This is a genomic window from Saccharothrix tamanrassetensis, assembly GCF_014203665.1.
In the GTDB taxonomy this organism is placed as follows: domain Bacteria; phylum Actinomycetota; class Actinomycetes; order Mycobacteriales; family Pseudonocardiaceae; genus Actinosynnema; species Actinosynnema tamanrassetense.
In genome coordinates, this window is sequence record NZ_JACHJN010000019.1 from 16283 (window position 1) to 41746 (window position 25464).

At 70.1% G+C, this 25464-nt stretch carries 25 protein-coding genes; 16 read left to right on the top strand and 9 right to left on the bottom strand.

All coding sequences use genetic code 11. The annotated features are described in order from the left end of the window. Window positions 1-80: 80 nt before the first annotated feature. From FHS29_RS35605 to FHS29_RS35625, 5 genes are all read left to right on the top strand, one after another. Window positions 81-1238 carry a sensor histidine kinase gene (locus FHS29_RS35605; protein WP_312865253.1) on the top strand — a complete coding sequence of 386 codons (1158 nt, stop codon included), beginning with the start codon at window positions 81-83 and terminating at the stop codon, window positions 1236-1238. Further along, window positions 1235-1930, top strand: coding sequence for a response regulator transcription factor (locus FHS29_RS35610; RefSeq protein ID WP_184699015.1), 696 nt, complete (start codon window positions 1235-1237; stop codon window positions 1928-1930). Before FHS29_RS35605 ends, FHS29_RS35610 begins: the two co-directional genes overlap by 4 nt. A gap of 1011 nt (window positions 1931-2941) precedes the next feature. After that, window positions 2942-3400 carry a hypothetical protein gene (locus FHS29_RS35615; RefSeq protein WP_184699017.1) on the top strand — a complete coding sequence of 153 codons (459 nt, stop codon included), beginning with the start codon at window positions 2942-2944 and terminating at the stop codon, window positions 3398-3400. A 10-nt stretch (window positions 3401-3410) separates the two neighbouring features. After that, the gene (locus tag FHS29_RS35620) at window positions 3411-4070 is read left to right on the top strand and encodes a hypothetical protein (RefSeq protein ID WP_221457297.1); all 660 of its coding nucleotides are present in this window, start codon (window positions 3411-3413) and stop codon (window positions 4068-4070) included. Next, complete coding sequence (locus FHS29_RS35625; protein ID WP_184699021.1) at window positions 4067-4375, top strand: transcriptional regulator; 309 nt, start codon at window positions 4067-4069, stop codon at window positions 4373-4375. The genes FHS29_RS35620 and FHS29_RS35625 overlap by 4 nt, the downstream gene beginning before the upstream one ends. A 123-nt stretch (window positions 4376-4498) precedes the next feature. Here the strand turns inward: FHS29_RS35625 and FHS29_RS35630 are convergent, their stop codons facing one another. Next, window positions 4499-7501: an AAA domain-containing protein gene (locus FHS29_RS35630; protein ID WP_221457299.1), complete on the bottom strand. Its 3003-nt coding sequence runs from the start codon at window positions 7499-7501 to the stop codon at window positions 4499-4501. A 460-nt stretch (window positions 7502-7961) separates the two neighbouring features. Between FHS29_RS35630 and FHS29_RS35635 the strand changes: the two genes are divergently transcribed. The 5 genes from FHS29_RS35635 (at window position 7962) to FHS29_RS35655 (ending at window position 12400) form a co-directional block, all read left to right on the top strand. After that, window positions 7962-8930, top strand: coding sequence for a siderophore ABC transporter substrate-binding protein (locus FHS29_RS35635; RefSeq protein WP_312865255.1), 969 nt, complete (start codon window positions 7962-7964; stop codon window positions 8928-8930). After that, entirely contained in the window at window positions 8927-9919 is a 993-nt protein-coding gene (locus FHS29_RS35640; RefSeq protein ID WP_184699023.1) for an ABC transporter permease, read from the top strand. Before FHS29_RS35635 ends, FHS29_RS35640 begins: the two co-directional genes overlap by 4 nt. A gap of 5 nt (window positions 9920-9924) precedes the next feature. After that, a complete protein-coding gene (locus tag FHS29_RS35645; protein ID WP_184699025.1) occupies window positions 9925-10905 on the top strand; it encodes an iron chelate uptake ABC transporter family permease subunit in 981 nt (326 codons plus the stop codon). After that, complete coding sequence (locus FHS29_RS35650; RefSeq protein WP_184699027.1) at window positions 10902-11660, top strand: iron ABC transporter ATP-binding protein; 759 nt, start codon at window positions 10902-10904, stop codon at window positions 11658-11660. The genes FHS29_RS35645 and FHS29_RS35650 overlap by 4 nt, the downstream gene beginning before the upstream one ends. Window positions 11661-11797: 137 nt before the next feature. Further along, the gene (locus FHS29_RS35655; RefSeq protein WP_184699029.1) at window positions 11798-12400 is read left to right on the top strand and encodes a hypothetical protein; all 603 of its coding nucleotides are present in this window, start codon (window positions 11798-11800) and stop codon (window positions 12398-12400) included. A 30-nt stretch (window positions 12401-12430) separates the two neighbouring features. Here FHS29_RS35655 and FHS29_RS35660 read toward each other — a convergent pair whose 3' ends face one another. After that, entirely contained in the window at window positions 12431-12700 is a 270-nt protein-coding gene (locus tag FHS29_RS35660) for a hypothetical protein (RefSeq protein WP_184699031.1), read from the bottom strand. A gap of 305 nt (window positions 12701-13005) precedes the next feature. Between FHS29_RS35660 and FHS29_RS35665 the strand changes: the two genes are divergently transcribed. Further along, window positions 13006-13617, top strand: a complete 612-nt coding sequence (locus FHS29_RS35665; protein WP_184699033.1) for an SMI1/KNR4 family protein — start codon at window positions 13006-13008, stop codon at window positions 13615-13617. Between the two features lie 191 nt (window positions 13618-13808). On the opposite strand, the gene FHS29_RS35670 is transcribed toward FHS29_RS35665, so the two are convergent. The 4 genes from FHS29_RS35670 to FHS29_RS35685 form a co-directional block, all read right to left on the bottom strand. Then, window positions 13809-14483 carry a response regulator gene (locus FHS29_RS35670; protein WP_184699035.1) on the bottom strand — a complete coding sequence of 225 codons (675 nt, stop codon included), beginning with the start codon at window positions 14481-14483 and terminating at the stop codon, window positions 13809-13811. Then, complete coding sequence (locus FHS29_RS35675) at window positions 14480-15628, bottom strand: sensor histidine kinase (protein WP_184699037.1); 1149 nt, start codon at window positions 15626-15628, stop codon at window positions 14480-14482. The genes FHS29_RS35670 and FHS29_RS35675 overlap by 4 nt, the downstream gene beginning before the upstream one ends. A gap of 16 nt (window positions 15629-15644) precedes the next feature. Beyond that, the gene (locus tag FHS29_RS35680; protein WP_184699039.1) at window positions 15645-16493 is read right to left on the bottom strand and encodes a CPBP family intramembrane glutamic endopeptidase; all 849 of its coding nucleotides are present in this window, start codon (window positions 16491-16493) and stop codon (window positions 15645-15647) included. Window positions 16494-16742: 249 nt separating this feature from the next. Next, window positions 16743-17363, bottom strand: coding sequence for a TetR/AcrR family transcriptional regulator (locus tag FHS29_RS35685; RefSeq protein WP_184699041.1), 621 nt, complete (start codon window positions 17361-17363; stop codon window positions 16743-16745). A gap of 56 nt (window positions 17364-17419) precedes the next feature. Here FHS29_RS35685 and FHS29_RS38405 point away from each other — a divergent pair, with 56 nt between their 5' ends. Together FHS29_RS38405 and FHS29_RS38410 are read left to right on the top strand one after the other, a co-directional pair. Further along, window positions 17420-17833, top strand: a complete 414-nt coding sequence (locus FHS29_RS38405) for an alcohol dehydrogenase catalytic domain-containing protein (RefSeq protein ID WP_312865256.1) — start codon at window positions 17420-17422, stop codon at window positions 17831-17833. Window positions 17834-17966: 133 nt separating this feature from the next. After that, the gene (locus FHS29_RS38410) at window positions 17967-18239 is read left to right on the top strand and encodes a zinc-binding dehydrogenase (RefSeq protein ID WP_312865257.1); all 273 of its coding nucleotides are present in this window, start codon (window positions 17967-17969) and stop codon (window positions 18237-18239) included. A 216-nt stretch (window positions 18240-18455) separates the two neighbouring features. Here FHS29_RS38410 and FHS29_RS35695 read toward each other — a convergent pair whose 3' ends face one another. The 3 genes from FHS29_RS35695 to FHS29_RS35705 form a co-directional block, all read right to left on the bottom strand. Then, complete coding sequence (locus FHS29_RS35695) at window positions 18456-20000, bottom strand: alpha/beta hydrolase (RefSeq protein ID WP_312865258.1); 1545 nt, start codon at window positions 19998-20000, stop codon at window positions 18456-18458. Window positions 20001-20385: 385 nt separating this feature from the next. Continuing rightward, window positions 20386-21465 (bottom strand): lipocalin-like domain-containing protein, encoded by a 1080-nt coding sequence (locus FHS29_RS35700; RefSeq protein ID WP_184699045.1) that lies wholly within the window; start codon window positions 21463-21465, stop codon window positions 20386-20388. 115 nt (window positions 21466-21580) lie between these two features. Beyond that, on the bottom strand, window positions 21581-22846 hold the full coding sequence (locus tag FHS29_RS35705) for an FAD-dependent monooxygenase (protein WP_184699047.1): 1266 nt from the start codon (window positions 22844-22846) through the stop codon (window positions 21581-21583). A gap of 245 nt (window positions 22847-23091) precedes the next feature. Here FHS29_RS35705 and FHS29_RS35710 point away from each other — a divergent pair, with 245 nt between their 5' ends. The 3 genes from FHS29_RS35710 to FHS29_RS35720 form a co-directional block, all read left to right on the top strand. Next, on the top strand, window positions 23092-23559 hold the full coding sequence (locus FHS29_RS35710) for a MarR family winged helix-turn-helix transcriptional regulator (protein ID WP_184699049.1): 468 nt from the start codon (window positions 23092-23094) through the stop codon (window positions 23557-23559). 325 nt (window positions 23560-23884) lie between these two features. Continuing rightward, on the top strand, window positions 23885-24790 hold the full coding sequence (locus FHS29_RS35715; RefSeq protein ID WP_184699050.1) for a YwqG family protein: 906 nt from the start codon (window positions 23885-23887) through the stop codon (window positions 24788-24790). A gap of 303 nt (window positions 24791-25093) precedes the next feature. After that, window positions 25094-25464 (top strand): TetR/AcrR family transcriptional regulator (locus FHS29_RS35720; protein WP_312865259.1); only part of this gene is annotated, 371 nt, incomplete at its 3' end.

Sequence of the window (25464 nt, forward strand, 5' to 3'; positions counted from 1 at the left end):
GACCGCCCGACCGAAGTCGGAACCGCACCTCCGTCTTTGGTGGGAGGTGGCGGGGCGGTGGTCTGTCTAGGCTCAACACTGTGAACGACACAGCGGACAGCGGGCGCCGGGACCGGGTCGCCGACGGTGGGTTGTTCGTGCTCGCGGTCCTGACCGGGATCACGCTGGTGGTCCTCCGGCGGGAGATCGGGCCGATGGCACCCGGCTGGATCATGACCGCCGACATCGCCGCCGGGGCGCTCGCCTGCCTCGCGCTCTGGTGGCGACGCCGTTACCCGGTGGTGCTGGCCATCGTGCTGGTGCTGCTGACCACCTTCTCCGAGACTGCCTCGGTCGCGGCGCTGGTCCTGTTGTTCACCGTGGCCCTCCGCCGCCCGACGTGGGCGGTCGTGCTGCTCGCCGTGGGCAGCGTGCTCACCCACACGGTTTATCAGGTGGTGCGGCCGGAACCCATGCTGTCGACGTGGATGTTCGTCTCGTGGATCCTGCTGGTGCACGTCGCTGTCGTCGCGGGGGGTCTGCTTCTGCGCGGCCGTCGCCAGCTGATCGCGTCGCTGCGCGAACGGGCCGTCGCCGCCGAGGTCGAGACCCTGCTGCGCACCGAGCACGCCAGGCTCGAAGCCCGCGAGGCCCTGGCCAGGGAGATGCACGACGTGCTCGGCCACCGGCTGTCCCTGCTCACCATCAACGCAGGCGCCCTGGCCTACCACCGCACCGCCACGGCCGAGGACGCCCGGCGAGCCGCGGAACTGATCCGGGAGAGCGCCCACCGCGCGCTCAAGGACCTGCGCGAGGTCATCTCGGTGCTGCGCGCCCCGGACGGTGACGTGCCGCTGCCCGGCGTCACCGACATCGCCGAACTCGTCGAGGAGACCACCCGCTCCGGCGGCGACGTGCGGTTGCGCGACGAACCCGGCGTGAGCACGGGCGCCCTCGCGGTCCCCACGGCGGTGAGCCGCACCCTGTACCGATTCGTGCAAGAAGGCCTGACCAACGCGCGCAAGCACGCCCCGGCCGCCCCGGTCGCCGTCACGATCACCGCCGAACCCGGCGCGCACCTGAGCGCGGAGGTCGTCAACGAGGCACCACCCGGGCATCCCGCGGCAGCGCCGCCCGGCTCCGGGGCGGGCCTGCGCGGCCTGGCCGAACGGGTCACGCTCGTCGGCGGCGACCTCCAGCACGGCCCCACCCGCACCGGCGGCTGGCGGCTGGGAGTCCGGCTACCGTGGCCGACGTGACCAAGGAGGCACCTGGCGGCGACCGCACCATCGACGTGCTCATCGCCGACGACGACCCGGTCGTGCGCTTCGGGCTGACCATGATGCTGGGTGGCGCCGCCGATCTGCGCGTGGTCGCCGAGGCGACCGACGGCGCGGAGGCGATCGAGCTGGCCCGCCGCCACGCCCCCGACGTGGTCCTGATGGACATCCGCATGCCCGGCATCGACGGTATTACCGCCACCGAGACCCTCCTCGCCCGCGGCGACGCGCTTAAGGTGGTCGTGCTCACCACCTTCGACTCCGACGCCCACGTACTGCGCGCTCTGCGCGCGGGCGCGGCAGGGTTCCTGCTCGAGGACACCCCGCCGGAGGAACTCGTCGTCGCCATCCGCCAGGCCGCAGAGGGACGGCCCGTGCTCTCGCCCGAGGTCACCCGCCGTCTCATCGACCGCGTCGCCGGCGCGGGCCCCGGACGCGACGCTCGCGCCGAAGCCGCGCGCAAGCGCCTGGACTCACTCGCCCCGCGGGAACGCACCGTGGCCATCGATGTCGGCGCCGGGCGCTCCAACGCCGAGATCGCCGCCCGCCACAACCTCGGCCTGGCCACCGTCAAGACGCACGTCTCGGCCATCCTCACCAAGCTGGACCTCGACAACCGCGTCCACATCGCACTGCTTGTCCACGACGCCGACCTCGATCCGCAAGCGTGAGCCGACCGCTCCCAGAACGCGCGCTCATGCCGCAGACCGAGCGCCGCCGAACATGCGCTTCTGCTGATGAGCGAACGTTTCGACCGTGATTGCCGGGACCGCCCCAGATCCCTTCCTCGGACGACAACAGGCACCGCGAGCGTCTAGGGAAGCGAGCACCTGCGCGATGCTACATATGAGATGCTGACGCCGTGACGCTTGACGACTGGGGCGATATGTCCAGCATCGTGGCTGTCTTGATCGCTACGCTTGCCTACCGAGATCAGCGGAACGCTCGACGGAGGGAGTCAAGCTCCAGTGGTTCGCACCAACTGCGTCTCGTTCCTCGCGTGCGTCTGCGACTGATGCGTGCGGCCTTCATCTTTCTGCTGGCAGGAATTTTAGTTTTACCTCCACCAGTGCCCGGCTGGGAATGGCTTACGCCACCCGCTTCCAAAATGTGGACGTAGGTGACCGGGTTGGTCGACGGGAATTCGCGGACTAGCAGTTAGCTGTCCCATGCAAGCGAGTAAAACTCGACCATGCCGACAACGACAATGCTTCATGAACGGTGAACCGCAAACGGTATATTCGACTCAAGCTGTCGGCCGCCAGTCGCTGTTATTCGTATGGCGACGAACATCCGCACATGCCGCATAGCGGGCGTTCGACGGCGACGTCACCTCTGCGGAGTGATCTCAGGGGCATGACTCGTGTGGTCATGCTGTCGCCGTCGACAGGCAAAGGACGTGGTGCTCACCGGCGCGGCTGGTGTGTCGCCCGAGTCGCGGTCTGCCATGTCGTACAGGGTGTTGGCGGTCGAGGGAAGCCTCGTTGTGATGATCCTACCTACCTGTGCTCATGTGGAAGGCGGCTGTCGTGGTGTTGTCCGGTCGGGATGTGCTCACGGATCGGATGGGCCAGCGGGCGGAAGACGGGACCGGTGTGGGGTGTGATCCGAGGCGGGCCGTGGTCGGTGGTCTGCGGTTCGCGTTCTACGGCCGGACCTCGACCATCGAGCACTAGGACCCGATGACCTCGCGGGCGTGGCGGTTGGAGGTTGCGCAGCACCTGACTGCCGGGCGTGGCACGATCACGGCCACGTTCTTCGATGCCGGACGGTCGCGGCGTGATCGGTGGCGTGACCGGCTGCAGGTTGCGGAGTTGTTGGCGGCGGTGCGGGATCCGGGTCGCGGGTTCGATGCGATCGTGGTGGGGGAGTACGAGCGCGGTTTCGCCGGTGATCAGTTGGAGCGGCTGCAGACGCTGTTTCGGCGTCATGGTGCGCAGTTGTGGCTGCCCGAGGCCGGCGGGCCGGTCGACTTGGAGACGCCGGAGCATCGGGCGTTGGTCAGGATGTTGGGTGCGCAGTCGCTGCGCGAGGTGATCCGCGCGGTTCCCGTTCCTGCTGTTCGGGTTGGTCATCGCGGCGGCGATCCCGTTGTACCTGCCGCCGGAGTGCCGGTTCGGGTGCACCTGGTCGACGAGTGACCTGCCGTCGGTGTGGCACTGGTTGCACCCGACAGGGCAGGCGTCGAGGACGTCCACTCTCGGCGCGCACCCGTCGCTGTGGAAGGACGCCTACTGGCTCGCCGCGCTGTCGATGGGGTTCCTGGCGCCGGTGTGGTGGTACCGCCGGCGTGCGCGGAAGGTCGGTGTGGAGACCTCGACGCGGCCCTACGCCCAGGTGACCCTGTTCGTGCTGGTCTTCCCGCTGCTGGGCGTGCCGGTGCTCACCCGGTTGCTCTTCAACGCGCTGAGCTGGCCGCTCGCGCTGCCGGTGCTGGTCGTCGGCGTGGTCGGCGTCGTCGTCGCGACGACCCCCGCGAAGCGCAGGCTCCGGACCGTGGTCGCGGTGCTGTCGCTGATCCTATTCGCCCACCTGGCGATGATCTTCGCGTTTGGGCCCCTGCTGGTGGTGGCGGTGGGCGTGCTCGGGCTGGCGTGGGTGGAGCGCAGCGCGGTGTGCACCACGTTCGCCGTGCTGTTCGCGGTCTGGGTGGTCGTCGTGAACGCGTGGTCCACGTGGGTGTACGGCTCGTTCCTGTGGCCGGCGGCGTTGCTCGACTACGGTGACCTGCTGTCGTCGTCACTGATCCTGGTGCTGGGCGGGGCCGCCGGACTGGTCGCCCGTCGGGTGCGGGACAAGGTTCCGGCATGATCGAGCCCCCCACGTCCGGCTTGGACGACACCGTCCACCAGCGCCACCGGCTGGGCATCCTGACGATCGCGGCCGAGGCCGAGCGGGTGGAGTTCGGCTACCTGAAGACCCTGCTCAGCCTGACCGCGGGCAACCTGTCCCGGCACGTCACGGTGCTCGAGGAGGCCGGGTTGGTGGAGGTCGAGAAGGGGTACGACGGGCGACGCCCGAAGACCTGGGTGAGCGTCACCGCGGCGGGTCGCGAGGCGCTCGCCGCGGAGATGGCGGCACTGCGAGCACTGCTGGACCGCCACGACCAAGCGTGACCCGGCCTGCCCTGGCCACCAACGACCAAACCCCGCGCCCGCATCGGGTGTTCGTCGGCGGCGGTCCGACCGCCAACGGGATCTCGGCGTGTCCATCCGGCTCACCGTGCCGCACCGAGCGCGCTACAGCCACCGTTCCACGAGGTGCCGGGGCGTGTCGTGCGGCACGTACCAGCGCCTGGCCTTGGCGTCCCATCGGGCTTTCGCGGCCTTCTTGGCCGCATCCTTCTCCGCGAACGGCACGTTCAGGTACAACCGGCCGGCGCCGTTGCCGTTCGGCTCGGACAGGGGACGTACCTCGGTACGAGCGGACCGGGCCGGACGGGCCGGCGGGTCGGGGCGGGCGCGCCCGACGATGTGGCGCACGCGTTCGCAGGCCCCGGGATCGGTGATGCGCATCATCAGGTCGGTGGGCCCGGTGCCGGCGAGCAGGTTGAGCGACCCGTGCCAGAGCACCTCGTCGTCGACGATCACGACCTTCTCGTGCATGCGCTCGCGTTGCATCACGGTGCAGCCCGCCGCCTCCAGCGCCGAGATCTGCCTCTCGTCGTCGGATCGCCGGGCCGGTCGGGTGTGGACGGTGACGCGCAGCCCGCTGCCGATCCGGGGTTTCAGCTTCGAGAGCCAGCGTTCGACCGGGGCGGGGTCGAGGAACGCGCAGTAGATTTCGATGCTGCGCCGAGCGTGCGCGATGTCCCAGGCGACCGCGCGCGGCACCTCGTCGGCCGGGAAGAAGGCCGGCCGGGTCAGTTCGTTCGGGCCGAGGCCGGCCAGGTCGGCAGCCGAGCGGAACGGGACGAGGTCGCCGACGTCGAGCCGGTGCGCGTGCCGCTGGAGGTAGTCCACCATGCGGGCGGCTTCGCCGTGGGGCTTGAGGTTGCGGCTCAGGAAGTCGACGTCGGCGACCACCACGAGGTGGTCCTGCGCGCGGCTCACCGCCACGTTGAGCAGCCGGCAGGTCGCGGACGACAGGCCCGTTCCCTCGTAGAAGAAGCCGACCTTGTCGCCGGCGCCGGCGACGGTGTCGATCACCACCAGGGGTCGCTGGCTGCCCTGGAACCGGTGCACGGTGTCGACGACACCGTCGTAGTCGGCGCCGAACCGGTAGGCGAGGCTGCCCTGCAACGCCCTGACCTGGTCGCGGTAGGGGGCGATGACCGCCATCCGTGCGGCAGGCCGGGCATCGGGCGGCCCGCCCTCCTCTTTGCGCGCGGGCAGCACGCCGTCGTACTGGAGTCCCCGGACGAGTTCATGGATCACGGCCTCGTGCACCGGGTTGGACTTGTGACCGCCCGAGCCGCCACGTGCGGCCGAGCGCCGGGACGCGGTGTCGACCAGCACCAGCGGTGCCTCCAGCAACGGCGACGGGGGCAACCGGCTGCTGTCCGCCCGCCCGGTGATCAACGGCGCGTCGGGGTAGGCGATCGTGTTCACGACCGCGCAGATCGCCGAATGCATCCGGTACTGGGTGTTCAGCCCGACCAGGCAGTCATGGGGCCGCACCCGCCCCTGGCCGTCGACGAGTCCGACCGCGTGGAAGGCGTCGCGATCCATCCAGCGTTCGGAGTGCGACCGCGTCTCCTGGCCGGCGTTGCGGTCACTGGACGCCCGGGTCACCGCGGGAAGCTGCCGGAAGTCGCCGGCCACGACCACCCGCTTCTTGGCCAACGCGGCCGAGTACCACGCCGAGGGGAGGTTGACCATGCCGGCTTCGTCGATGACGACGGTGTCGAACTTGTCGATCAAGTACCGGGACTGCACCGCCTTGGCCACCGTCGTCCCCATGACACGGCAGTTGCCGCGCACCACCTCCTCGACGGTGCGGAGCTCCTCCTGCCGCGCTTCGAGGCGTTCCCGCAGATTCTTCGCCGTGGTGACGAGCTGGTCGGCGGGCGCGATCCCGGCCAGCTTGGGCAGGAGCGCGGCCACCTTGCGCTCGGCGGCCTCCGCCTGCGCCGTACGGCGCTGCTGTTCGGCAGTGGCGAATTGGTGCTGCGCGGCCAGGTTGGCGATGTCCTGGTTGACCGCCTGGAGCTGAGCGAGGAGTTCGTCCCGTCGTCGCGCCTTCCGTGCGGCGAACAGTCCGGACGGCACTCCGATCCCGGTCAGCTCGGCGTGCAGCCGGGCCGCCTCCCGTCCGGCGCGATCGGCTCGGGCCGCGGCGGCGGCGGCGTCCCGCGCGGCCTGCCCGGCGTCGCCGCGCAGTTGCGCAAGGCTCCGCGTGAGTTCCGCGTACTCGCGGTGCAGCGCCAAGCGGCTGTCGACGACGTCGAGCTGGTCGCGCAACGCCCCGATCTCGGCCGCCAGGGCAGCGCTCAACCGCGCCACGATCTTCTGCGGCTCGATCTGGTCACCGTACTTCTCCTTGAGCGAGCCCACCGCGATGTCCCCGACCCGCTGCACGAGCCCGTCGGCAAACCCGCTTTCGGCGCTCAACAGCTCGCACAGCCGCTCCACCGCTTGGTCGACGGCGACCTTGGTCGGCGCGAGGAACAGCACCCGATGCCCTTGGCGGTGGTTGCCCTCCACAACGTGGCCGACGACCTCGGTCTTACCAGTGCCGGGCGGCCCCCAGATGAATGTGAGATCGCTGCCCAGGGCGCGAACTACGGCAGCCCGCTGCCGGTCGTTGAGCTGCAGGGTCCGCCAGTCGCGCACGTACCGCTCCGGGTCCGGGCACTGACCGGCTGCGGGCAGGCTCCGGCCCACCAGCCACCCGGCCGCGGTCAGGTTCAACCCGCCGGATCCGGAGGTGGTCTGCTCGAGCTGTTCGGCCAGGGTGACCAGGCCGGACGTGTCGTCCTCGCGGAGTTCGGCCTTCGCCCCCAGCGCGGCGGACGTGCGCAGGCGGAGGCGACCGCGTTCGGCGACGACGAGTTCCGCCGGCTCCCAGTCCGCACGCGGCCGGGCACGCACCAGCAGCGGCCGGTCGGCGAACGAGTCCTTCCAGCCACGGGCGGCAAACGAGTACTCGTGTTGTTCGCCGTCACCGCCCACTGCCTGGCCTTCGGTCAACACGACCTTGTCGAACCCGGTCTCCGCGCCGAGGGTCGCATCGATCTCCGCGCGGACCGCGCGCAGCAGCTCAACCAGTTCCGGCCGGCCCCCGGCCGTTTCGGCGGTCACCCAGGCACCCCCGATTCCCCCTCAACGCACACGCTCGGTGACTCACCGTACCGAATGTGGACGATCGGACGTCACCGATCCGAGGGGGGAGAAGGGGAGCCGGCTTGTTCGAAGGTCGGTACCGCGCGCCGGCGGTACCCGCTGTCGACCGGGCCGGCACCGCTTACCCCGCACTGGCAGGACAACCCGAGTGCCGCCCTGATCGACGCCGTCCGCCTCCTCGCCGGGTCGCTGGACCGGACGGCCCGTCGAGAGAACACACCGAGGGCGCGGCGACCAGCGTTTCGCGAGTGAGATCGAACATACCGGTGGTTGTTGAACCGTCAACGTAGAAAACTTAGGCTCTCCTAAGTTTCGGCCGTTCGGTGGTGTTCCACACCACCGTCTGCACCGGCCACGATGCGCAGTCGGGCGTCGGCCGGAACGCCAACCGGACCAAACGTCGAGGAGAGTGCACCTAGTGGCCACCCCTGACCACCGCGCGACCGGCCGTGGGTTGACCGCGGCTCTCGCCGCCCTCGCCCTGCTCGTGCTCTCCGCCTGCGGGAGCGGATCAGACGCCGCGCCGGCCGCGCCCGCGTCCTCCGGGCCGGTCACGGTCACCCACGCGCAGGGCACCGCCACCCTCCAGGCCACCCCGGTCAAGGTCGTGGTGTTCGACATCGGTGCCCTGGTCACGCTCGACGACCTCGGCGTGCCGGTGGCGGGCGTGCCCAAGCTGGAGGGGCTGCCCGAGCGGCTGGCCAAGTACGCGGGCGAGCAGTACACCAAGGTGGGCACCCTCTTCGAGCCCGACTACGAGAAGGTCAACGAGCTCGCCCCCGACCTGATCATCGTCGGCGGTCGGTCGGCGCCCGCCTACGCCGAGCTGTCCAAGATCGCCACCACGATCGACCTGTCCGTGGACAACGCGAAGTTCCTGACCAGCCTGCGCGAGCGGGTCGAAGCCGTGGGCACGGTCTTCGGCAAGCAGGACGAGGTGCGCCGCCGCCTCGACGCGCTGTCGGCCAAGATCTCCGAGATCGCCGGCCGCACCCCCGCCCAGGGCAAGCGGGGCCTGATCGTGCTCACCACCGGCGGCAAGATCAGCGCCTACGGCCCCGGCTCCCGCTTCGGCCTCATCCACGACGCGCTGGGCGTGCAGCCCGCCGCCGACGGGCTGGGCACCGACATCCACGGCAACGCCGTCTCTCCCGAGTTCATCGCCCAGACCAACCCCGACGTCCTCTACGTGGTCGACCGCGACTCGGCCATCGGCGAGAACGGCCAGGCCGCCCGCCGGGTGCTGGACAACGCGCTGGTCAACGGAACCAACGCCGCCCGCAACAACCGCGTCGTCTACCTGGAGCCGTTCCCGTGGTACGTCGCGCCCACCGGGCTGAGCTCGGTCGAGTCCATGGTCGCGGCGATCGGCGACAGCCTGTCGTGAGCCCGAGCACCGGACGACGGTGGGAGGTCCGCGAGCGCCACCTGGCGCTCGCGGTCCTCCTGCTGGTCCCCGCCGCGTTCGCCTCGCTGTTCGTCGGGGCCGGCGAGCTGAGCCCGCTGGACCTGCTGCGCGCGGACTCCGGCGCGGCGCTCCTGCTGCTGGAGTCGCGGCTGCCCCGCCTGCTGGCGATCCTGCTGGCCGGGACGGCGATGAGCGTGGCGGGGCTGGTGATGATGCACATCACCCGCAACCGCTTCGTCTCGCCGTCCACGGCGGGCACGACCGAATCAGCCGTTCTGGGCGTGTTCGTCGCCACGGCCTTCCTCGGCGCCGAGTCGGTGATGGTCAAGATGGTCGTGGCGCTGGGGTTCGCCCTGCTCGGCACCCTGTTCTTCCTGTGGGTGCTGCGCAGGCTGACCTTCGCCGACGTGATCGTCGTGCCGCTGGTGGGCATCATGCTCGGCGGCGTGATCACGGCGGTGACCACGTTCTTCGCCTATCGCGCCGACCTGCTCCAGTCGCTGTCGGCGTGGACCAACGGCGACTTCTCCTCGGTGCTGCGCGGGCGCTACGAGCTGCTGTGGCTGACCGCGGCGGTGACGGTGGGGTGCTACCTCTACGCCAACCGGTTCACCGTGGCGGGGGTGGGCCGCGACTTCGCGGTCAACCTCGGCGTGCACTACGACCGGGTGGTCAACCTGGGGCTGTTCCTGGTCTCCGCGACCACGGCCGCGGTGGTGGTGACGGTCGGCAACATCCCCTTCATCGGGTTGGTGGTGCCGAACCTGGTCACCCTGCTGCTGGGTGACAACCTGCGCCGCGTGCTGCCGGTGACCGCCCTGGCGGGAGCGGCCTTCGTGCTGGCCTGTGACGTCGTCGGCAGGGTCGTGCGCCACCCCTACGAGATCCCGGTGGAGACCGTCGCGGGCGTGGTGGGCAGCGTCGTGTTCCTCCTGCTGGTGCTGCGCGTCCGGCGTGTGGCGGGGTGAGCCGGGTGACCTCGGCCGAGACCTTCGCCCGAGTGCGCCGCCGGGAGAACCGGGTGCTGGCGCTGCTGGCCTTGGCCGCCGTGGCGACGGTCGTCGCCTTCTGCTTGATCGCGTTGCGCGGCAACTGGGAGTACGCGCTGACCATCCGGGCCCGCAAGGTGGCCGCGATGGTCGTGGTCGGCTGCGCAGTGGCGGTGTCCAGCGTGCTGTTCCAAACGGTCACCAACAACCGCGTGCTCACACCGGGCATCATGGGGTTCGACTCGTTGTTCGTGTTGGTCCAGACGCTGGTCGTGTACTTCTTCGGCGCGCTGGCCCTCAGCTCGGCCGATCCGCGCCTGATGTTCGCCGGGCAGGTCGTGGCCATGGTCGTCTTCGCCGGCGCGCTGTACCGGTGGCTGTTCGACCGGCGCAGCCGCGACCTCTACGTGCTGGTGCTGGCCGGAGTCGTCTGCGGCACGCTGTTCTCCAGCCTGTCCTCGCTGGCCGCGCGGCTGATCAACCCGAACGACTTCGTCGTGCTGCAGGACACCCTGTTCGCCAACTTCAACAGCGTCGACCGGAACCTGCTGGCGGTCTCGGCGGCGCTGGTAGCGGTGGTATCTCTCTGGATGGTCAGGTTGTTCCCGCGGCTGGACGTGCTCGCCCTGGGCCGTGAGCACGCCCTGAACCTCGGTGTGGACCACCGCTCGGTGGTCAACCAGGTGCTCGTCGCCGTCGCCGTGCTGGTGTCGGTGGCCACCGCGCTGGTCGGGCCGATCACCTTCCTCGGCTTGCTGGTGGCGAACCTGGCCCGGCAGTTCGCGGGCGTGTCCCGCCACCGGGTCGTGGTGCCCGCGTCGGCGCTGCTCGCGGTGGTGGCCCTGGTGGGCGGGCAGCTCGTGCTGGAGCGGGTGTTCGCGCTCGACACCGCGCTCAGCGTCATCATCAACTTCGTGGGCGGGATCTACTTCATCGCCCTGCTGATCCGAGAGGCCAAGCGGTGATCGAGGTCCGCAACGTCACCAAGACCTACGGCTCGACCAGGGTCCTCGACGACGTGTCGCTGACGATCGTCCCCGGAGGGGTCACCTCGATCATCGGGGCCAACGGGGCGGGCAAGTCGACGCTGCTGTCGATCATCGGCAGGCTGCTGCCCGCGGACTCCGGCCGGGTCACCGTCGACGGGCTGGACGTGACCACCACCCCCGGTGCCACGCTCGCCAAGCGGCTGGCGGTGCTGCGCCAGGAGAACCACACCAGCATCCGGCTCAGCGTGCGGGAGCTGGTGGCCTTCGGCCGCTTCCCGCACTCGCGCGGGCGGCTCACCGCCGCCGACCTGGCCACCGTGGACGAGGCCATCGCCTACTTCGAGCTGGAGGAGTTCGCCGACCGGCAGCTCGACCAGCTCTCCGGCGGCCAGCGCCAGCGCGCGCACGTGGCCGCGGTGCTCTGCCAGGACACCGACTACGTGCTGCTCGACGAGCCGCTGAACAACCTGGACATGCGGCACAGCGTGCAGATGATGCGCCGCCTGCGGCGGATGGCGCGGGACTTCGCCAAGACGGTCGTGCTGGTCGTGCACGACATCAACTTCGCCTCCTGCCACTCCGACGAGGTGATCGCGATGCGCGACGGCGGTGTCGTGGCCCAGGGCCCCACCGCGGAGCTGATGACGCCCGAGCTGCTGAGCACGGTGTTCGACCTCGACATCGCCGTCCACGACATCGACGGCAACCGCATCGGCGTCTACTACAGTTGACGGCCTTCCGCCGAAGAGGAGTTGCTGCGCGGTGTGCCGGGGCTCAAGCGGGTGGGCACCTCGGTGCGCCAGCCGTGCGGCCCGTCGGAGCACAACTGCGCGCTGCAACTGAAGAACGCCGGTGTGGAGGTCGACAAGTGACCGTGTACGACGAGGCGCTGGACGACTTCGCCGAGCGGGTCGACCGGCTGCCCCGCCGCGCCGTCGCCGCGCTGTTCGCGGCCTGCGCCGCCGCACTGGTCCCCGAGTACCGCCGCTGGGCCGCCCACGTCGGCGCGTCCGCGGAGCCGCTGGCCGACCGGGTGCTGGCGGCGGCCCGCGGCTACGCCACGACCGGCACGGCACCATCCGGGGTCGACACCCTGCTGGCGGAGGTGGAGGAAGCCACCCCGCCGGGCGAATCACCCGACGACTACCCGTCCACCGCGGCCCAGGACTGCTGGATCTGCGTCGACCTCGCGATCCGGGTCATCGCCGACCCCGACCACGAGCCGGGCACCGGCATCGAGTACGCCCTGGAGCCGATCGTCCAGAAAGCCACCGAACGTGTGCACGGGGTGACCGAGGTCGGCAGTGGGCCGGACGAGGACGCACAGGTGGCCGCGGTCCTGGCCGAACCCGATGTCGCCGCGGCACTCGACTTCGTCACGTGGGCCACCGGTCACCTCGCCGGCCGTCCGGACCCGACCGACGCCGATTTGGCGGAACTCGACCGCCGCGCCGGCGTCCTGGCTCCATAGCGCCCGATCCTCGGCGCGAAGCGCGGCGTCCTAGCGGGTGCACTCCCAGATCACCATGGCACTGTACGGGCCGGGGTCGAATTTGAAGATCTCCTCGCACTGGCTGTCCGGGTCGGTGAACCCGTCGGCCTCGGCCTTCTCCGCCGCGTCCCACCGGGCGTACATCAGGGCGAACCCGAAGTCGCTGCTGCCGTCTCCGCGGAACTGCGCGGTGTAGGTGTCGGCGTGCGCGATCCCGCCGCCCAGGAGCAGCGCGGCGAGGGCGATCGGCAGGGCGCGGGCCAGGCGTGTGAGTGTCATCCTCCGACGCTAGGAGCAACCGCGCGGCCGTTGTCCGCACCGAGGGGGTCTGCCGGGAATTCTTCGCCGGCCCAGGGGTGACGAGAGGATCGCGGATGCGTTCCGCACGAGATCGCAGACCCCTGATCCGCACCAGACCCGCGTGGGCCGCCGTGGTGCCGGCCGCCGCGCTCGCACTCGCCTCGACCTGCGTGCCCGGTGCGGCGACACCTGCGTCGACCTCACCGCCGGTTCGGCATCTCCCACAGCACGGCCTGGCGCCCTCGGGCGCTTGGTCGCCCGTCCTGGGTCAGTAGCCTGCACAAATGGTCAATCCGTTCGGGATGAAGCTCGGCGCCAAGGCCGCCCGCCTGCTGGCCCGGCTCGGGCGCACCGAGATCCGCCCGGGGCTGACGGAGCAGGAGTTGGCCGGTGTCGAAGCGCGGTTCGGGTTCTCGTTCGCCGACGACCACCGCGCTTTTCTCGCGGTGGGGCTGCCCACGGGAGGGGGGTGGCCCGACTGGCGCCGCGGCAACGCCGCCCAGCTCCGTTCCTGGCTCGACAAGCCGGTCGAGGGCGTGGTGTTCGCGGTGGCGGAGGCGAACTTCTGGCATCCGGGTTGGGGCACGCGGCCTGCTGGGCGGGCCGCCGCCGTGGCCGGCGCGAGGGCGCACCTGGCGTCAGTGCCGCAGCTGGTCCCAGTCTACTCGCATCGCTACCTGCCCGCGGGCCGGGCGACATCCGCTCACCCGGTGTTGTCGATCCGCGGCGCCGACATCATCCCCTACGGATACGACCTCATCGACTACGTGCACCGGGAGTTCGGTGGCCAGCAGGACAGCACCGACGAGGGGCGGCAGGTCGTCGCCGCCACAGCGACGTTCTGGGCGGACTTCCTGTCCTGGTCGAACCGGGAGGGTGACTCCGGCGCCGGGTGATCGAGTCAGGCGCTCAGCTTGCCCCCCATTCCGGACGACCCGCTGTGCCAGGTGGAATTCTGCATCCCGCGTACGCCCAGATCTTCCAGGTGAGTGCCCGCTGCTCGCAGTCGCATCAGCACCAGCGAGACGCGGCGGCGGCTTGGGGCGGTGTGAGCTGACGTTCCCGGCCGGCTCGAAGTGCGCAGGCCTCACTCGGCGACGACCAGTCCTACCCGGTAGGCGAGTACCACCGCCTGCACGCGGTCACGCAGGTCGAGTTTGGTCAGGATCCGGGAGACGTAGGTCTTCACCGTTTCCGTGGTGATGCACAGCTTCTCGGCGATCTCCGCGTTCGACAGGCCCGCGGCGAGCTGTCCGAGCACTTCGAGTTCCCGGCGAGCGAGGGTCTGCCGGACGTGGTCCAGGGCCGGGCGGGTGGTGTCGGTGGGTCGCAGGCGCTCGGCGAAATGGCCGATCAAGGCACGGGTGACGGCCGGGGCCACCAGCGATTCCCCGGCGGCGACAGTGCGCACGCCCTTGATCAGTTCCGCCGGTGGCGCGTCCTTGAGCAGGAACCCGCTGGCGCCGGCCTTGAGCGCCTCGTAGACGTATTCGTCGACGTTGAAGGTGGTGACCATCAACACCTTCGCCGGGTTGCCCACGCCGGGCCCGGCCAGCCTGCGAGTGGCCTCGATACCGTCGAGGATGGGCATGCGGATGTCCATCACCACGACGTCCGGGCGCAACCGCAGCGTCTCCTCGACGGCCTGCCTGCCGTCCGCGGCCTCGCCGACGACCTCCATGTCCGGTTGCGCCGAGAAGATCGTGGTGTACCCGGCGCGCACCAGTTCCTGGTCCTCGCACACCAGAACCCGGATAGTCATGCCTGCCTCCGTGACGGGATGAGAGCGTGCACCCGGAACCCGCCTTCGGGTCGGGCCGCGGCGACCAGTTCACCACCGAGTATCCGTACCCGCTCCCGCAGTCCGCTCAGGCCGCGCCCACCCGACCCGACCGCGGGTGTGCCCGCGGAGACCCCGTCCGTCGTCACCTCGATCTCGATCCGGTCGTCGTGATCGTCGATCCGGACCCGGGTCAGGTGTCCCGTCGCGTACTTCATCGCGTTGGTCAGCGCCTCCTGCACCACCCGGTACGCCGCCAACTCGACGTCGACGGCGTGCTCACGCCGGTCGCCCCGCCTGTTCAGCTCGACCGGCTGACCGGACAACCGGGCCTGTTCGACGAGGTCGCTGACCCGGCCCAGGGTCGGTGACCGGTCGGCCCGCGCCGAGTCACCCGTCGCCTCGAGCACGCCGAGCAGGTGACGCAGTTCCGTCAACGCCCGGCGGCCCGTGACGCTGATGGCGTCGAGCCCCTCCCCCACGCGTTCCGGCGCCCCGTCGAGCAGGAACTGCGCCGCGTCCGCCTGGACGACCATCGCGGTCACGTGGTGGGTCACCACATCGTGCAGGTCCCGGGCGATGCGGGCCCGCTCTCCGGCGGTCGCCACCTCGACACTCAGCCGACGGTTCTCCGCCTCCTCGGCCCGCCACCGGCGCATCGCGGTCCCGGCCATCCACATCACCACCGAACTCAGGCAGAAGACGACGAACACTTGGAACTGACTGGGCGAACCCAGCAGGTGCAACGTGATCGCCAGGCCGGTGTAGCCCGCGGTCGCTGCCACCGCTGTGACCCGGCGGTACCGGACCTGGTGCGCCCCGACCGCGAAGAGCGCCAGGTAGAGCCCGATGCCGGCGATGGTGTCCGGGTAGCCGAACGACTGGTGCAGTGCGAAGGCGATACCGGTGACCGCCAGACAGCCCGCCGGCCAGCGCCGTCTGATCGCCAGCGGCGCGGCTTGCGCGATGACCAGCACGAGCGCGAGCGCGTCGACCGGGCGTTTCGGCAAGTCCCCGAGCTGAGGGCCGATGGTCGACACGGTCGGTACGAACGCCAGGGCCGTGAGAACCAGCGCGAGCGCACTGTCCTTGGTGGACGGGGACAGTCGCTGCCACCTTAGGAGCATCGCGCGAGCGTACTGGTCAGGCCCCGGCTTTGACACGGCGCTGGATCTGGCCGGTGCGGGCGGCGCGGCGCAGCAGGACAACGGTGGGCACAACGCAGACCAGCAGCGCGATCAGGCTCGCCTCGGGTCCGAAGGTGCCACCGGTCAGCGCGGTAGGACCGGACAGCGTGGTCTGCAGCAGCCCGTGCGGCGCCTCGGTCGTGCCGGACAACGCGACGCCGAAGATGCCGGCGTGGGTGAAGTTCCAGGCGAAGTGCAGGCCGATCGACAGCCACAGCGAACGGGTCGCGACGTAGGCGGCGGTCGTCAGCAACCCGCCCGTCAGGGCGATCGACAGCACGCCCCAGAGCGTCGCGTCGCCGTTGATCGAGTGCGTCAGACCGAAGATCAGCGACGACACGACCAGCGCGACCGCCGTCCCGGTGCGTTCCTCCATGATCCGGAACAGCACGGCGCGGAACAGCACCTCTTCGGTGACCGCGACGCTCGCCGTCAGCCCGGCAGTGCCGAGGCAGCCCCAGATCGAGCCCCACGACATGTCCTGCCAGCCGCCGAACATCCCGATCAGCAGCATCAGCAGGACGAACAGCCCGGACCCGAGCAACGCCCCACGCCGCAGCTGGGACCACATCCGCACCTTGGCGAGTTCGGGGATGTCCGCCCGCTGCTCCACGACCTGCGACAGCTTGCGGTAACCGGCCACGACAACGATGACGGAGCCGATCCCCAACGGCAGGGCGAGCAGCACAACGGGCGACACCAGCTGCATGATGACCGCGTTCGCCAGCATCACGACGGTGAACACGACCAGCAGCACGGGGAACCGATACCTGCGCAGCTGCCCGATTTCCTTCGATTGAACCATTGCCCTCGTCCTCTGTGGCGTTTACTTGTGTGACACAGAGATTAGGAATCCAGGCCGGCCACGGAATCCCGCTGGGGACAGCAACCCGGGTAGCTCTCAGGGGGGACAACGGGCCTTCCCCGGGTGCCACGGCAACCTGCCCGACACGGCCCAGGTGCTCGGCGGCCCTCTTCGTCCGGCCGCATGACCACGCCCATAGCGCTGCGCGCACCGAACTGGACCGACGCCGAGCCGGAATGGTCGTCGGGATCAGGGGCCTGGATATCCGGCGAACCGCACGGGCGGCGGCAACGGCCGGTCCGAGCCGGCTTCGAAGGACTCGAGCAGGTACGCGACGAGCCGTCGCGATCCGGCCGCCGCCTCGGTCGTGCTCGTCGCGACACCGCTGACCGCCTTGAGCAGGAGCACCAGGTCCTCGACCCGGAAGTCCGCGCGCAACCGCCCGGTCGCCTTCGCGCGCCGCACCAGTTCGGCGAGCTTCCACTCGGCTTCGCGCCGTCGGGCATCGAGGTCCAAGGCACCGGGCAGCGCGGCGGCGAATGCGGAGGTCAGTCGGTGGCCGACGGCGTGCATCGCGCCGAGCCTCTCGACCGCGATGCGGAAGGCCCGCCACGGGTCCGGGTCGGCCAGCGCCTCGTCGACCACGGAGACGCACTCCGTGAACTGCCGGTCGAACACCTCCGTGAGCAGCGCCTGCCGGTTCGGGAAGTGCCGGTACAGGGTCGCCACGCCGACCCCGGCCCGGCGTGCGATGGTGGCCATCGGGACGTCGTGGCCGCTTCGGGTGAGCACCTCGCGCGCGGCGTCCAGGATGCGTTGCCGGTTCTGCCGGGCGTCTTCGCGCACGATCCGAGAAGAATCGGCTCGCATCCGTCCCACCTCTGTCCAGTCGGATTTCCCTCGTCACGACCCACGTTAGCGGGATCATGAGCAACGACGTGAGGATGTGGGCGGTCCTGTACGACCGGTACGGGCCGCCGGAGGTCTTGTACGTGGGCGAGGTGCCCAAGCCGGTCGCGGGCCCCGGCCAGGTGCTGGTGCGGGTCGCCTCGAGCAGCGTCAACGGTGGTGAGCTGTACGGCCGCGCGGGCCGGGTACGGCTCGTGACCGGGTTCGGCGGCTTTCCCCACCGCGTCGGGGTCGACTTCGCCGGTGAGGTGGCGGCCGTGGGGCGGAACGTGCCGGACTTCGCGCCCGGCGACCGCGTGTGGGGCTTGCTGCCCGCGGATTCGGCGCCGCCGCGGAGTTCGTCGCCGTACCCGCGCGACGGCTGGCCGCCGCCCCTACCGGCATCGACCTGGCCGAGGCTGCGGCCCTGCCCGTGGCCGGCACAACGGTGATCACCGCGTTGCGGGACAAGGCAAGGCTGCGCGCCGGGGAACGGTTGCTGGTACGCGGGGCCAGTGGCGGCGTCGGCCACGTGGCGGTCCAGCTCGCCGGCGACTGCTCACCCGAAACGGCCGGATGGTGACGGTGTCGTTCGACATCGACCACATCACGGCGTCACTGGGGTACGTGCTCGCGTCCACAGTGCACGGTCGGCGGCGGGTGCGGTTCTTCCGCGGCGACCCGCACCGCGAGCTACTCGCGGAGCTGACGCGGCTGACCGACAACGGCACGCTACGACCCGTCGTGGACCGCGCCTTCCCGCTGGCCGACATCGCCCAAGCACACCGGGCGCTGGAAGCCGGCGGTGTGCGGGGCAAGATCGTGGTGACCATCCGAACCGGCCGGCCTGCGGAGTAGGCGCCGGCCGCACGACGTACCGCGCTGGCGACTGCGGCGCGCTCGAGGGCACCTTGTGCCGCGTCTCACCGTGCATATGTCATCACCGAGCCGAGCAAGGCCACTGAGGACTGCCGTCGCGGGACGACCACGGAACTCCTGGTGGAACGGCGGCTGGACACCGGCCGTTCCACCAGGAGTTCCCCGTCTACCGGCACTTACCGCCGGCAACCCCGGTCACTGCGGAGCGACGTCGGTGCAGTAGAGCTTCTTGTCCGGCAGGCGGCCGGTGGTCAGGAACGTCACCGTCGCCTCGTCCACGCACGTGGAGCCCTGGTTGTAGACGTAGTGCCCACCGTTGTCCGCGCCGACGAAAGCCGCTCGCTCGCCGAGGACCTCGTACAGCCCGAGGCCGTCCTCCCACGGTGTGGCGTTGTCCCTGCGGTTCTGCAGGATCAGCGTGTTGCGCGGTCCCTTGTCGGTCACGCGGACGGGCTCTTCGATCGGCTTCGGCCAGAACGCGCACGCCCAGATGTTGGCGGGCATCCCCGCGGTGAGCGGCCAGGCCGCGCGGTCCTCGGCGGTGCGGCGGGCGTACCCGTCGACGTCGTCGGACCACGGCGCGTCACCACAGGTCAGTGCCAGGAACATGGTGGCCTGGTTGTCGGCCGGCACGCCCGGGGTCGGCGGCGGCGCGGTGAACACCTGCTGCAGCACTTGGCCGTCCGCCTCGGTGAGCGTGCCATCGGCCAGCCCGACGGCGGCCTTCCAGAACTGCGCAAGCACCGGGAGGGACTGGTTGTTCAGCAGAAGGCTGTAGGTGACGGTGCGCAGCATCGAACCCGTCAGGGCCTGTGGGGTGCCGGGGACGGGCGCGGGGGTGCGGTCGAGGCGGTCGGCGAGTGCGAGGTACTTCCGGGTCACCTCGTCCACGGTGCCGCCCAGCCCGAGCGTGGCGTGCTGCGCCGCGGCGACCCTTGCCGCGTCGGGGAAGCGTTCCGACATGGCCTTGCCCCAGTTGTCCTTCGCGTTGGCCCAGACCTTCGTGGGGTCGACGTTGCCCTCCAGCACCACCCGGTCGGCGCGATCCGGGAACAGGGAGGCGTAGACGGTGCCGAGATAGGTGCCGTAGGACTGGCCCCAGTAGGAGATCTTCTCCTCACCGAGCGCCGCGCGGATGCGGTCCATGTCGCGGGCGGTGTTGGTGGTGGTGAAGTACGGGAGCTTCTTGCCGGCGTTCGTCGCGCACCGTGCGGCGTCGGTGCGGGCGTGGTCGACGTTCGCGGTGATCGAGCCGTCCGCGGCCGGGTACGGGAAGAGACCGGCGAGAGACGGGTCGTCGAAACCGCAGCTCTGCGGGGTGCTGTGCTGGACCCCACGCGGGTCGAAGCCGATCAGGTCGTAGGCCGCCAACACCGACGGCGGCAGGGTCGGCGCCACGACACCCGGTGTGTCCAGGCCGGGCAACGCCGGGCCGCCCGGGTTCAGCAGCAGGGCACCGCGACGGTCGCGGGAGTTCGCTGCCGGCAGCTTCGAGACGGCCACCTCGATCTTCTCGCCACCGGGGTTCCGGTAGTCGAGCGGAACCTCCACCGTTCCGCAGGTGAGCCGGGGGTCGCGACTGGCGCCCTCGGCCGACGCCGGGCACGTGTCCCAGGTGATGCGCGGCGTGGCGGTCGCCTCGGCGGCGGCCGGTGGCGCGCCCTGACTCGTCGCGTCTCCTGCCGGGTCGGCGTCACAGGCCGCCACCGCTGCAACGGTGAGCGCCACCGCGATCACCACCCTGGTGAACCTTCGGGGGATACCGGCTCCCGCTGACCGTTGCATTGTCTTCAACGCCCTTGCCTCCAGTTTCTCGGCGTGCCGCGACGCACTGACGCCGTTGTTGGTGAAATCTATGGGGGGTTGCGGCGCCACGAATCCCCCTGGTGTGGACACTTCTCTGTAGTCCTCACGGGGGACACCGGCCTGCGGCCGACCGGCCGTCGCCCGATGTGTGGTTGGCGTCACCCGATAATTACCCGGTTCGTCGTCTCGCCGGTGATCCGCCGATGGCGGTGCGTTCACAGCGATCGCGGCCACCGAACCGGGTGGCCCGGTTCGGTGGCCGCTGTTCGACCCAGGAGGCGCCTGGGTTCGCGTCAGGCGAGAACGGCTTCGGTGGCGGTCAGGATTTCCACTCGCCGGTCATCTCGACGTAGTTCTCGCCACGGACGTTCTTGCCGTTGTACTTACCGGTGAATTCCGCCGTGGCTTCCAGGTAGCCGCCCCCGTCGGGGGTTTCGATCTCCTGGTCCGGGTTTCCGGTGACCTGCACGTCGAGTTCGGAGTGCAGGACGGGAATCCGGATGCGCCACCGGGTGGGATACGTCTGGCCGGTGGCCGGGCTGGTCCACCGCCGGGAGACGCCCTGCGCGAGCGGCTCGACGGCGACCACGTCGTAGGAGCCGTCCGGGTGCAGGACCGTCGCCCAGCTGTTCTTGGTTCCGGCGCCGATCGTGTCCCAGATGGCGACCTTGTCACCGTTGGGCATGCCGAGGTTCATCCACGTCCACCGGACGAGCGACGTGGGCATCTCACCCCACTGCCTGTCCAGCCACGAGGTGCCGTTGACCTGGTGCTTCCTGCCCTCGACCACGAGCGTTCCGGACGTCCGCATCGCCGGGAGCGCGAACTCGTGGTTCGGCACGCCGTCGACCAGGGTGAAAACACCGGTCGACGCGTAGTTCATGGCGGGACCGGTCGGCGACAGCTGGACGTCCAGGGCTCCCCAGGGCGTCTCGACCTGCACCGACTGGCGGGCGGCGTCGCCCGACCAGCTCAGTCCCGGCGCTTGGATGTCGAGCTTGCCCTGGCTCCACCGGTAGTCCTCCGGCTCGACCATCACGGCGTGGTCCTTGTACCACCCGGTGGTCTTGTTGATCACCGAGAACGTCCAGCGGTACGCGGCCTCGCCCCTGTTCGGCAGGATCCGCGTGTGGACCTGCAGACCGAACTCCTGACCGTTCGCCCGCACCGAGCTGGTGAAGTAGATCGAGTCGAACCAGGTCGGCTCGGGCCCCGGCGCGTGCCGACCCAGGTCGACCCCGGGATTGACCAGGGCCGGGATCCCCGATGTGGCCGGACGGACGGTGGAAGCCTCGGATGGAGCGGCCTGAACGGAAGAGCTGATCGGCACACCGAATGCCACAGTCGCCGCTGCGGCGACCAGGACCACCGCTCGGCGCCTGGTCTGGATTCTGGACATGAGGACTCTCCTTGCATCTGAGTGGACGAGACCGTCGCTCGCATGCCGACAAGATCGGCAAGACGATTACCGTCGCGCATTCCGACGGCAGGTCGATGATGGTTTTCCGTGGGACTTACCCGGACAAGCGGGCTTTTTGTCGGTGGTTCGTGCTTTCGGGCGGCGCAGTGGAATTGCGGGCGATGTCGAGATCCCTTTCTTTGTTGATCCTGCTGTTGGCCCGGAGGAACCGCAAGGCGTCGCCGAGCAGCGGAAGCCGGATGCCGCGCGCGATGACCGGCCGAAGCGCGATCTGCCATTGGCTGTCGGGCGTGAAGAAGGACCGCCCGCTCACGCCCGCCTGCTGGTAGCTGGTGAGGTGGGGGCGTAGCTGGGCTTCCCAGGATCTGAGTGCGTCGGGGATGTGACCGGGGTGGTGGTGCAGCATGGTGCCGAGCAGGTCGGCTCCGGCCAGTCCGGCGGAGACGCCCATGCTGGCGTAGAGGCCGACGCACCAGGCGGAGTCGCCGACCAGGACCACCCGGCCGCGTGACCAGGTGTCCATCCGGGTCTGTTCCACGGTGTCGAACAGGAAGTCGCCGGTGTTGTCGAGCGCGTCCAGTGCCGGTCCGAGCAGGGGGCCGGTCGGTGCCGGGCCGAAGGCGGCGCGGACCCGGTCGGCGGGTCGTCCGGTGAACTGCCCGTCGATGTCGTCGGTGCGGTAGGACAAGAGCAGGCTGTGCGGCCGGTCGGCGAAGGGGAAGAGCCACATCGCGCGGCCTGGTTCGAACAGGCTGACGCCGTCGTGCGCGGAGACTCCGTCGAGCGGGTCCGACAGGGCCAGGGCGGCGATCATGTGGCCGAGTCGGTGCAGGTGGTGCCCGTGCGGGCCGAAGAGGAGCTGTCGGACGGTGGAGCGCAGGCCGTCGGCGCCCACGACGAGGGCGAACCGCTCCGTGGTGATCGCGCCGTCGTGGTCGAGGGTCACGTCCACACCGGACTCGTCCTGCTCGATCCTCGTGGGTCGGGTCGCGAAGCGGATCTCCACGTCGCCGGGGAGCGCGTCGAACGCGGCGGCCTCCACGTCGCCGCGCAGCATCATCCGCCAGTCACCCGGGAGGTCTCCGAATCCCAGGCCCGGTTTGCGGTCGCCGACCCGGTTGACGACGAAGGTCCTGCCGTCACGTACGGACCGGTCGGGGATGGCGTGGTCGAAGCCGAGCCGTTGCGCGGCTGCCCGACCGGCGCCGAACAGGGCGACGAAGTAACCGTCCGACCGACGGCCCGGCGCCCGCTCCACGACCACCGGTTCCCAGCCGATCTGGCGCAGACGGATCGCGGTGGCCAGACCGCTGATGCCGAGACCGACGACGAGACAACGCTTCTGACTGTTGGCGGGCATGGTTCTCCTCGGGATGGTGGGGACTGGTGGGCCGGTGCCTTGCGGGACGGACGATGCGGTCGCCCGGCGTTCACTCCATGTCTTGGTCACCTGGGCGAAAGGCACGGGACGGGCCGCGACGGATCCGATCCGGATCCGTCGAGCGGGGCGCCGCGGCGTGCATGACAGCTCCTCAAGATTAGTTTGTATTACGCACTACCTTGAGTTTGGTTGGTAAGACAAACTATGTCAAGTAGGATCGCGGTATGAGATCTGACGACGCGCTCGAGGACGCTCTGGTTCGGACGTCCTTCCGGGTGATGGCCGTGCTCACCCGCATCGGCTCCGACCACGACCTGTCCCTCACCCAGCTGCGGGTGCTCGGCCTCCTGCGTGACCGTCGGCCGCGGATGACCGAACTGGCGGCGTTCCTGGGTCTGGACAAGTCCACGATGTCCGGCCTCGTCGAACGGGCCGAGCGGCGGGGCCTCGTGGCCCGGGGCAGGTCGGCGGAAGACCGCCGTGCGGTCGATGTCTTCATCACACCCGAGGGGCGCGAGCTCACGGACCGGGTGCAGGAGGAGATCCGCGCGGAACTCGCGCCCTTCACCGACCGGCTGCGCGCGGACGACCGCCATCTGCTCACGCGTCTGCTGGACTCCCTCTCCGACGCGGCAACGGCACATCAGGCCGCGCGGGGGGCGGCAGGTACCTTGCCCCTCGGTCGCGCGTAGAGGCCCTTCGAAGCGTTCGAGGGTCGTCGGCGCGCTTCTCCTCGTCCAGGTGGCCGACCGAAAACCACTGTCGTGCAACAACCGCACGGCACGCGAGTCGGCGCGGTCACGACATCGACGCGGCTGAACACGTGGGCCAGGGCGCGGTAGACGAACTTGAAGGCCGTGCCCTGGAAGAACCCTGGCACATGCATGTGGCCGAACAGGTTGTCGGGCATGAGGTTGTTCGTGGCGAGCGTCGGGATGGCTTGGGGGACGGCGGAGTTCGGGACGAACCGGGACGGGCCGGGCTGAGCGACCTCGAGCCGTCTGCGATCATGCCAACATGGACCGTTACGAGCAGTTCCGCCGCGCGGCGGTCGATCAAGGCGTTCCGAACGACGAGGTCGACAAGTTCGCAGATCAGCTCCGATTCGCGATCTGGATGGGTTCCCCCCGCCACGACGAGCAGGTCGTCGGCCGGCGGGGAGGGCTTCCCCGGTTGCCGGTGGGCGTGGAGTGGCCGAGCAACAGAAGGGGAAACCCGTTACCGTTCATCGCTTCCGTCGACTGTGCGGCCCTCCCGCGGGTCGAGGGGCTTCCCCTGCCCGAGGACGGCTCGCTGCTCTTCTTCCTGCATCACGAGAACGACCTGCCGGCTCCTCTCGGCACGGACGTGCCGGAGTTCGCTCGCGTCGTGTACGTCCCGGCGGGCACGGAGACGGCGGTGGCGTCACCGCCGCCCGGCCACGACAGCACGACGTTCTTCCACGAGGACATCCCGTTCCTCATCCCCGAGCAGCAGCTTTCCGCTTGGGTCCAGCCGGTGCTGCCGGAGTGGATCGAGGAGGAGGACTTCGAGTTCGACTCGGAGGTCGAGGAGCGCCTGTTGGGCGAGCTGAAGCACGTCGACGACTTGTGTGAGCTGGTCGACGAGCTTTGGCCGGACCCCGACCGAAGCCCCGTGATCCACCTCGGCGGGTACTGCTCGGAGATCGGCGGCCAGGACACCCCGTGGACGCAGATGACGTACGCCGGCATCACGAGCCGGTTGGACGACTCGGACTTCCCGGGATCGGAACGGTTTGACCCGGGCGAGGTGGAGAAGTACCGGCTGACTCGTGAATGGGTGCCGCTCGCCCAGTTCCACACCGGAAGCCAGTACCACTACGGGTGCTTCCTGATCGGTCGTGATGATCTCGCCGGCAAGCGGTTCGACCGGACGCTGTCGTTCACCATGTTCACCGAGTAGGCGGGAAGCGGGCACCACCCGGCGCCCGGCGCTGACGCCACGAGCCTTCGATCGGCTTCCTGATCGGCACGAGCGTCGGCGCCGGGCGGCGACCCCGGCGGCACGACCGGTGAGGCCCGCAGCACGCCCGCCTGGTGTCCCGACAAACCCGGCGCGCGCCAGTCCACACCGGACCCCGGCCGGGGTGCCGTCCGGTGTGGTCCCACCTCGGTTGGGCGGCACCGGGTCCGACGACACCCCGCCCCCGATTTGGAGCGACACACCAAGTTGGTGCATCGCTCCAAAGCCTGTTAGCGTGGGCATGTGACCACGCCAGCCCGCCGGCCCCGGCGGCGCAACCAGGTGCTCTCCCGGGAGCGGATCGTCGATGCCGCGATCGAACTGCTCGACGCGGGCGGCGAGGACGCGCTGACGGTCCGGGCGATGACCGGACGGCTGGCGACCGGGCCCGGGGCGGTCTACCACCACGTGGGCACCAGGGACGAACTGCTCGACGCGGCAACGGAAACGATCGTCACGACGGCTCTCGCGACCAGGCCCTCCCGGGCGGGGGCCACACCCGGGGACGAGATCCGCGCGGTCGCGCTGGCCGTGTTCGACGCGATAGCCGACCACCGGTGGCTCGCCACGCGGCTGACCCTCCAGATCGTCCGCAACCCGACCGGACCGGTGAC

Excerpts from the sequence above, each read along its gene's own strand:
- FHS29_RS35615 (WP_184699017.1), top strand. The coding sequence starts at position 2,942 with ATGACCTCGCGGGCGTGGCGGTTGGAGGTTGCGCAGCACCTGACTGCC.
- FHS29_RS35625 (WP_184699021.1), top strand. The coding sequence starts at position 4,067 with ATGATCGAGCCCCCCACGTCCGGCTTGGACGACACCGTCCACCAGCGC.
- FHS29_RS35660 (WP_184699031.1), bottom strand. The coding sequence starts at position 12,700 with ATGACACTCACACGCCTGGCCCGCGCCCTGCCGATCGCCCTCGCCGCG.
- FHS29_RS35665 (WP_184699033.1), top strand. The coding sequence starts at position 13,006 with ATGGTCAATCCGTTCGGGATGAAGCTCGGCGCCAAGGCCGCCCGCCTG.
- FHS29_RS35670 (WP_184699035.1), bottom strand. The coding sequence starts at position 14,483 with ATGACTATCCGGGTTCTGGTGTGCGAGGACCAGGAACTGGTGCGCGCC.
- FHS29_RS35675 (WP_184699037.1), bottom strand. The coding sequence starts at position 15,628 with ATGCTCCTAAGGTGGCAGCGACTGTCCCCGTCCACCAAGGACAGTGCG.
- FHS29_RS35680 (WP_184699039.1), bottom strand. The coding sequence starts at position 16,493 with ATGGTTCAATCGAAGGAAATCGGGCAGCTGCGCAGGTATCGGTTCCCC.
- FHS29_RS35685 (WP_184699041.1), bottom strand. The coding sequence starts at position 17,363 with ATGCGAGCCGATTCTTCTCGGATCGTGCGCGAAGACGCCCGGCAGAAC.
- FHS29_RS38405 (WP_312865256.1), top strand. The coding sequence starts at position 17,420 with ATGAGCAACGACGTGAGGATGTGGGCGGTCCTGTACGACCGGTACGGG.
- FHS29_RS35700 (WP_184699045.1), bottom strand. The coding sequence starts at position 21,465 with ATGTCCAGAATCCAGACCAGGCGCCGAGCGGTGGTCCTGGTCGCCGCA.
- FHS29_RS35705 (WP_184699047.1), bottom strand. The coding sequence starts at position 22,846 with ATGCCCGCCAACAGTCAGAAGCGTTGTCTCGTCGTCGGTCTCGGCATC.
- FHS29_RS35710 (WP_184699049.1), top strand. The coding sequence starts at position 23,092 with ATGAGATCTGACGACGCGCTCGAGGACGCTCTGGTTCGGACGTCCTTC.
- FHS29_RS35715 (WP_184699050.1), top strand. The coding sequence starts at position 23,885 with ATGGACCGTTACGAGCAGTTCCGCCGCGCGGCGGTCGATCAAGGCGTT.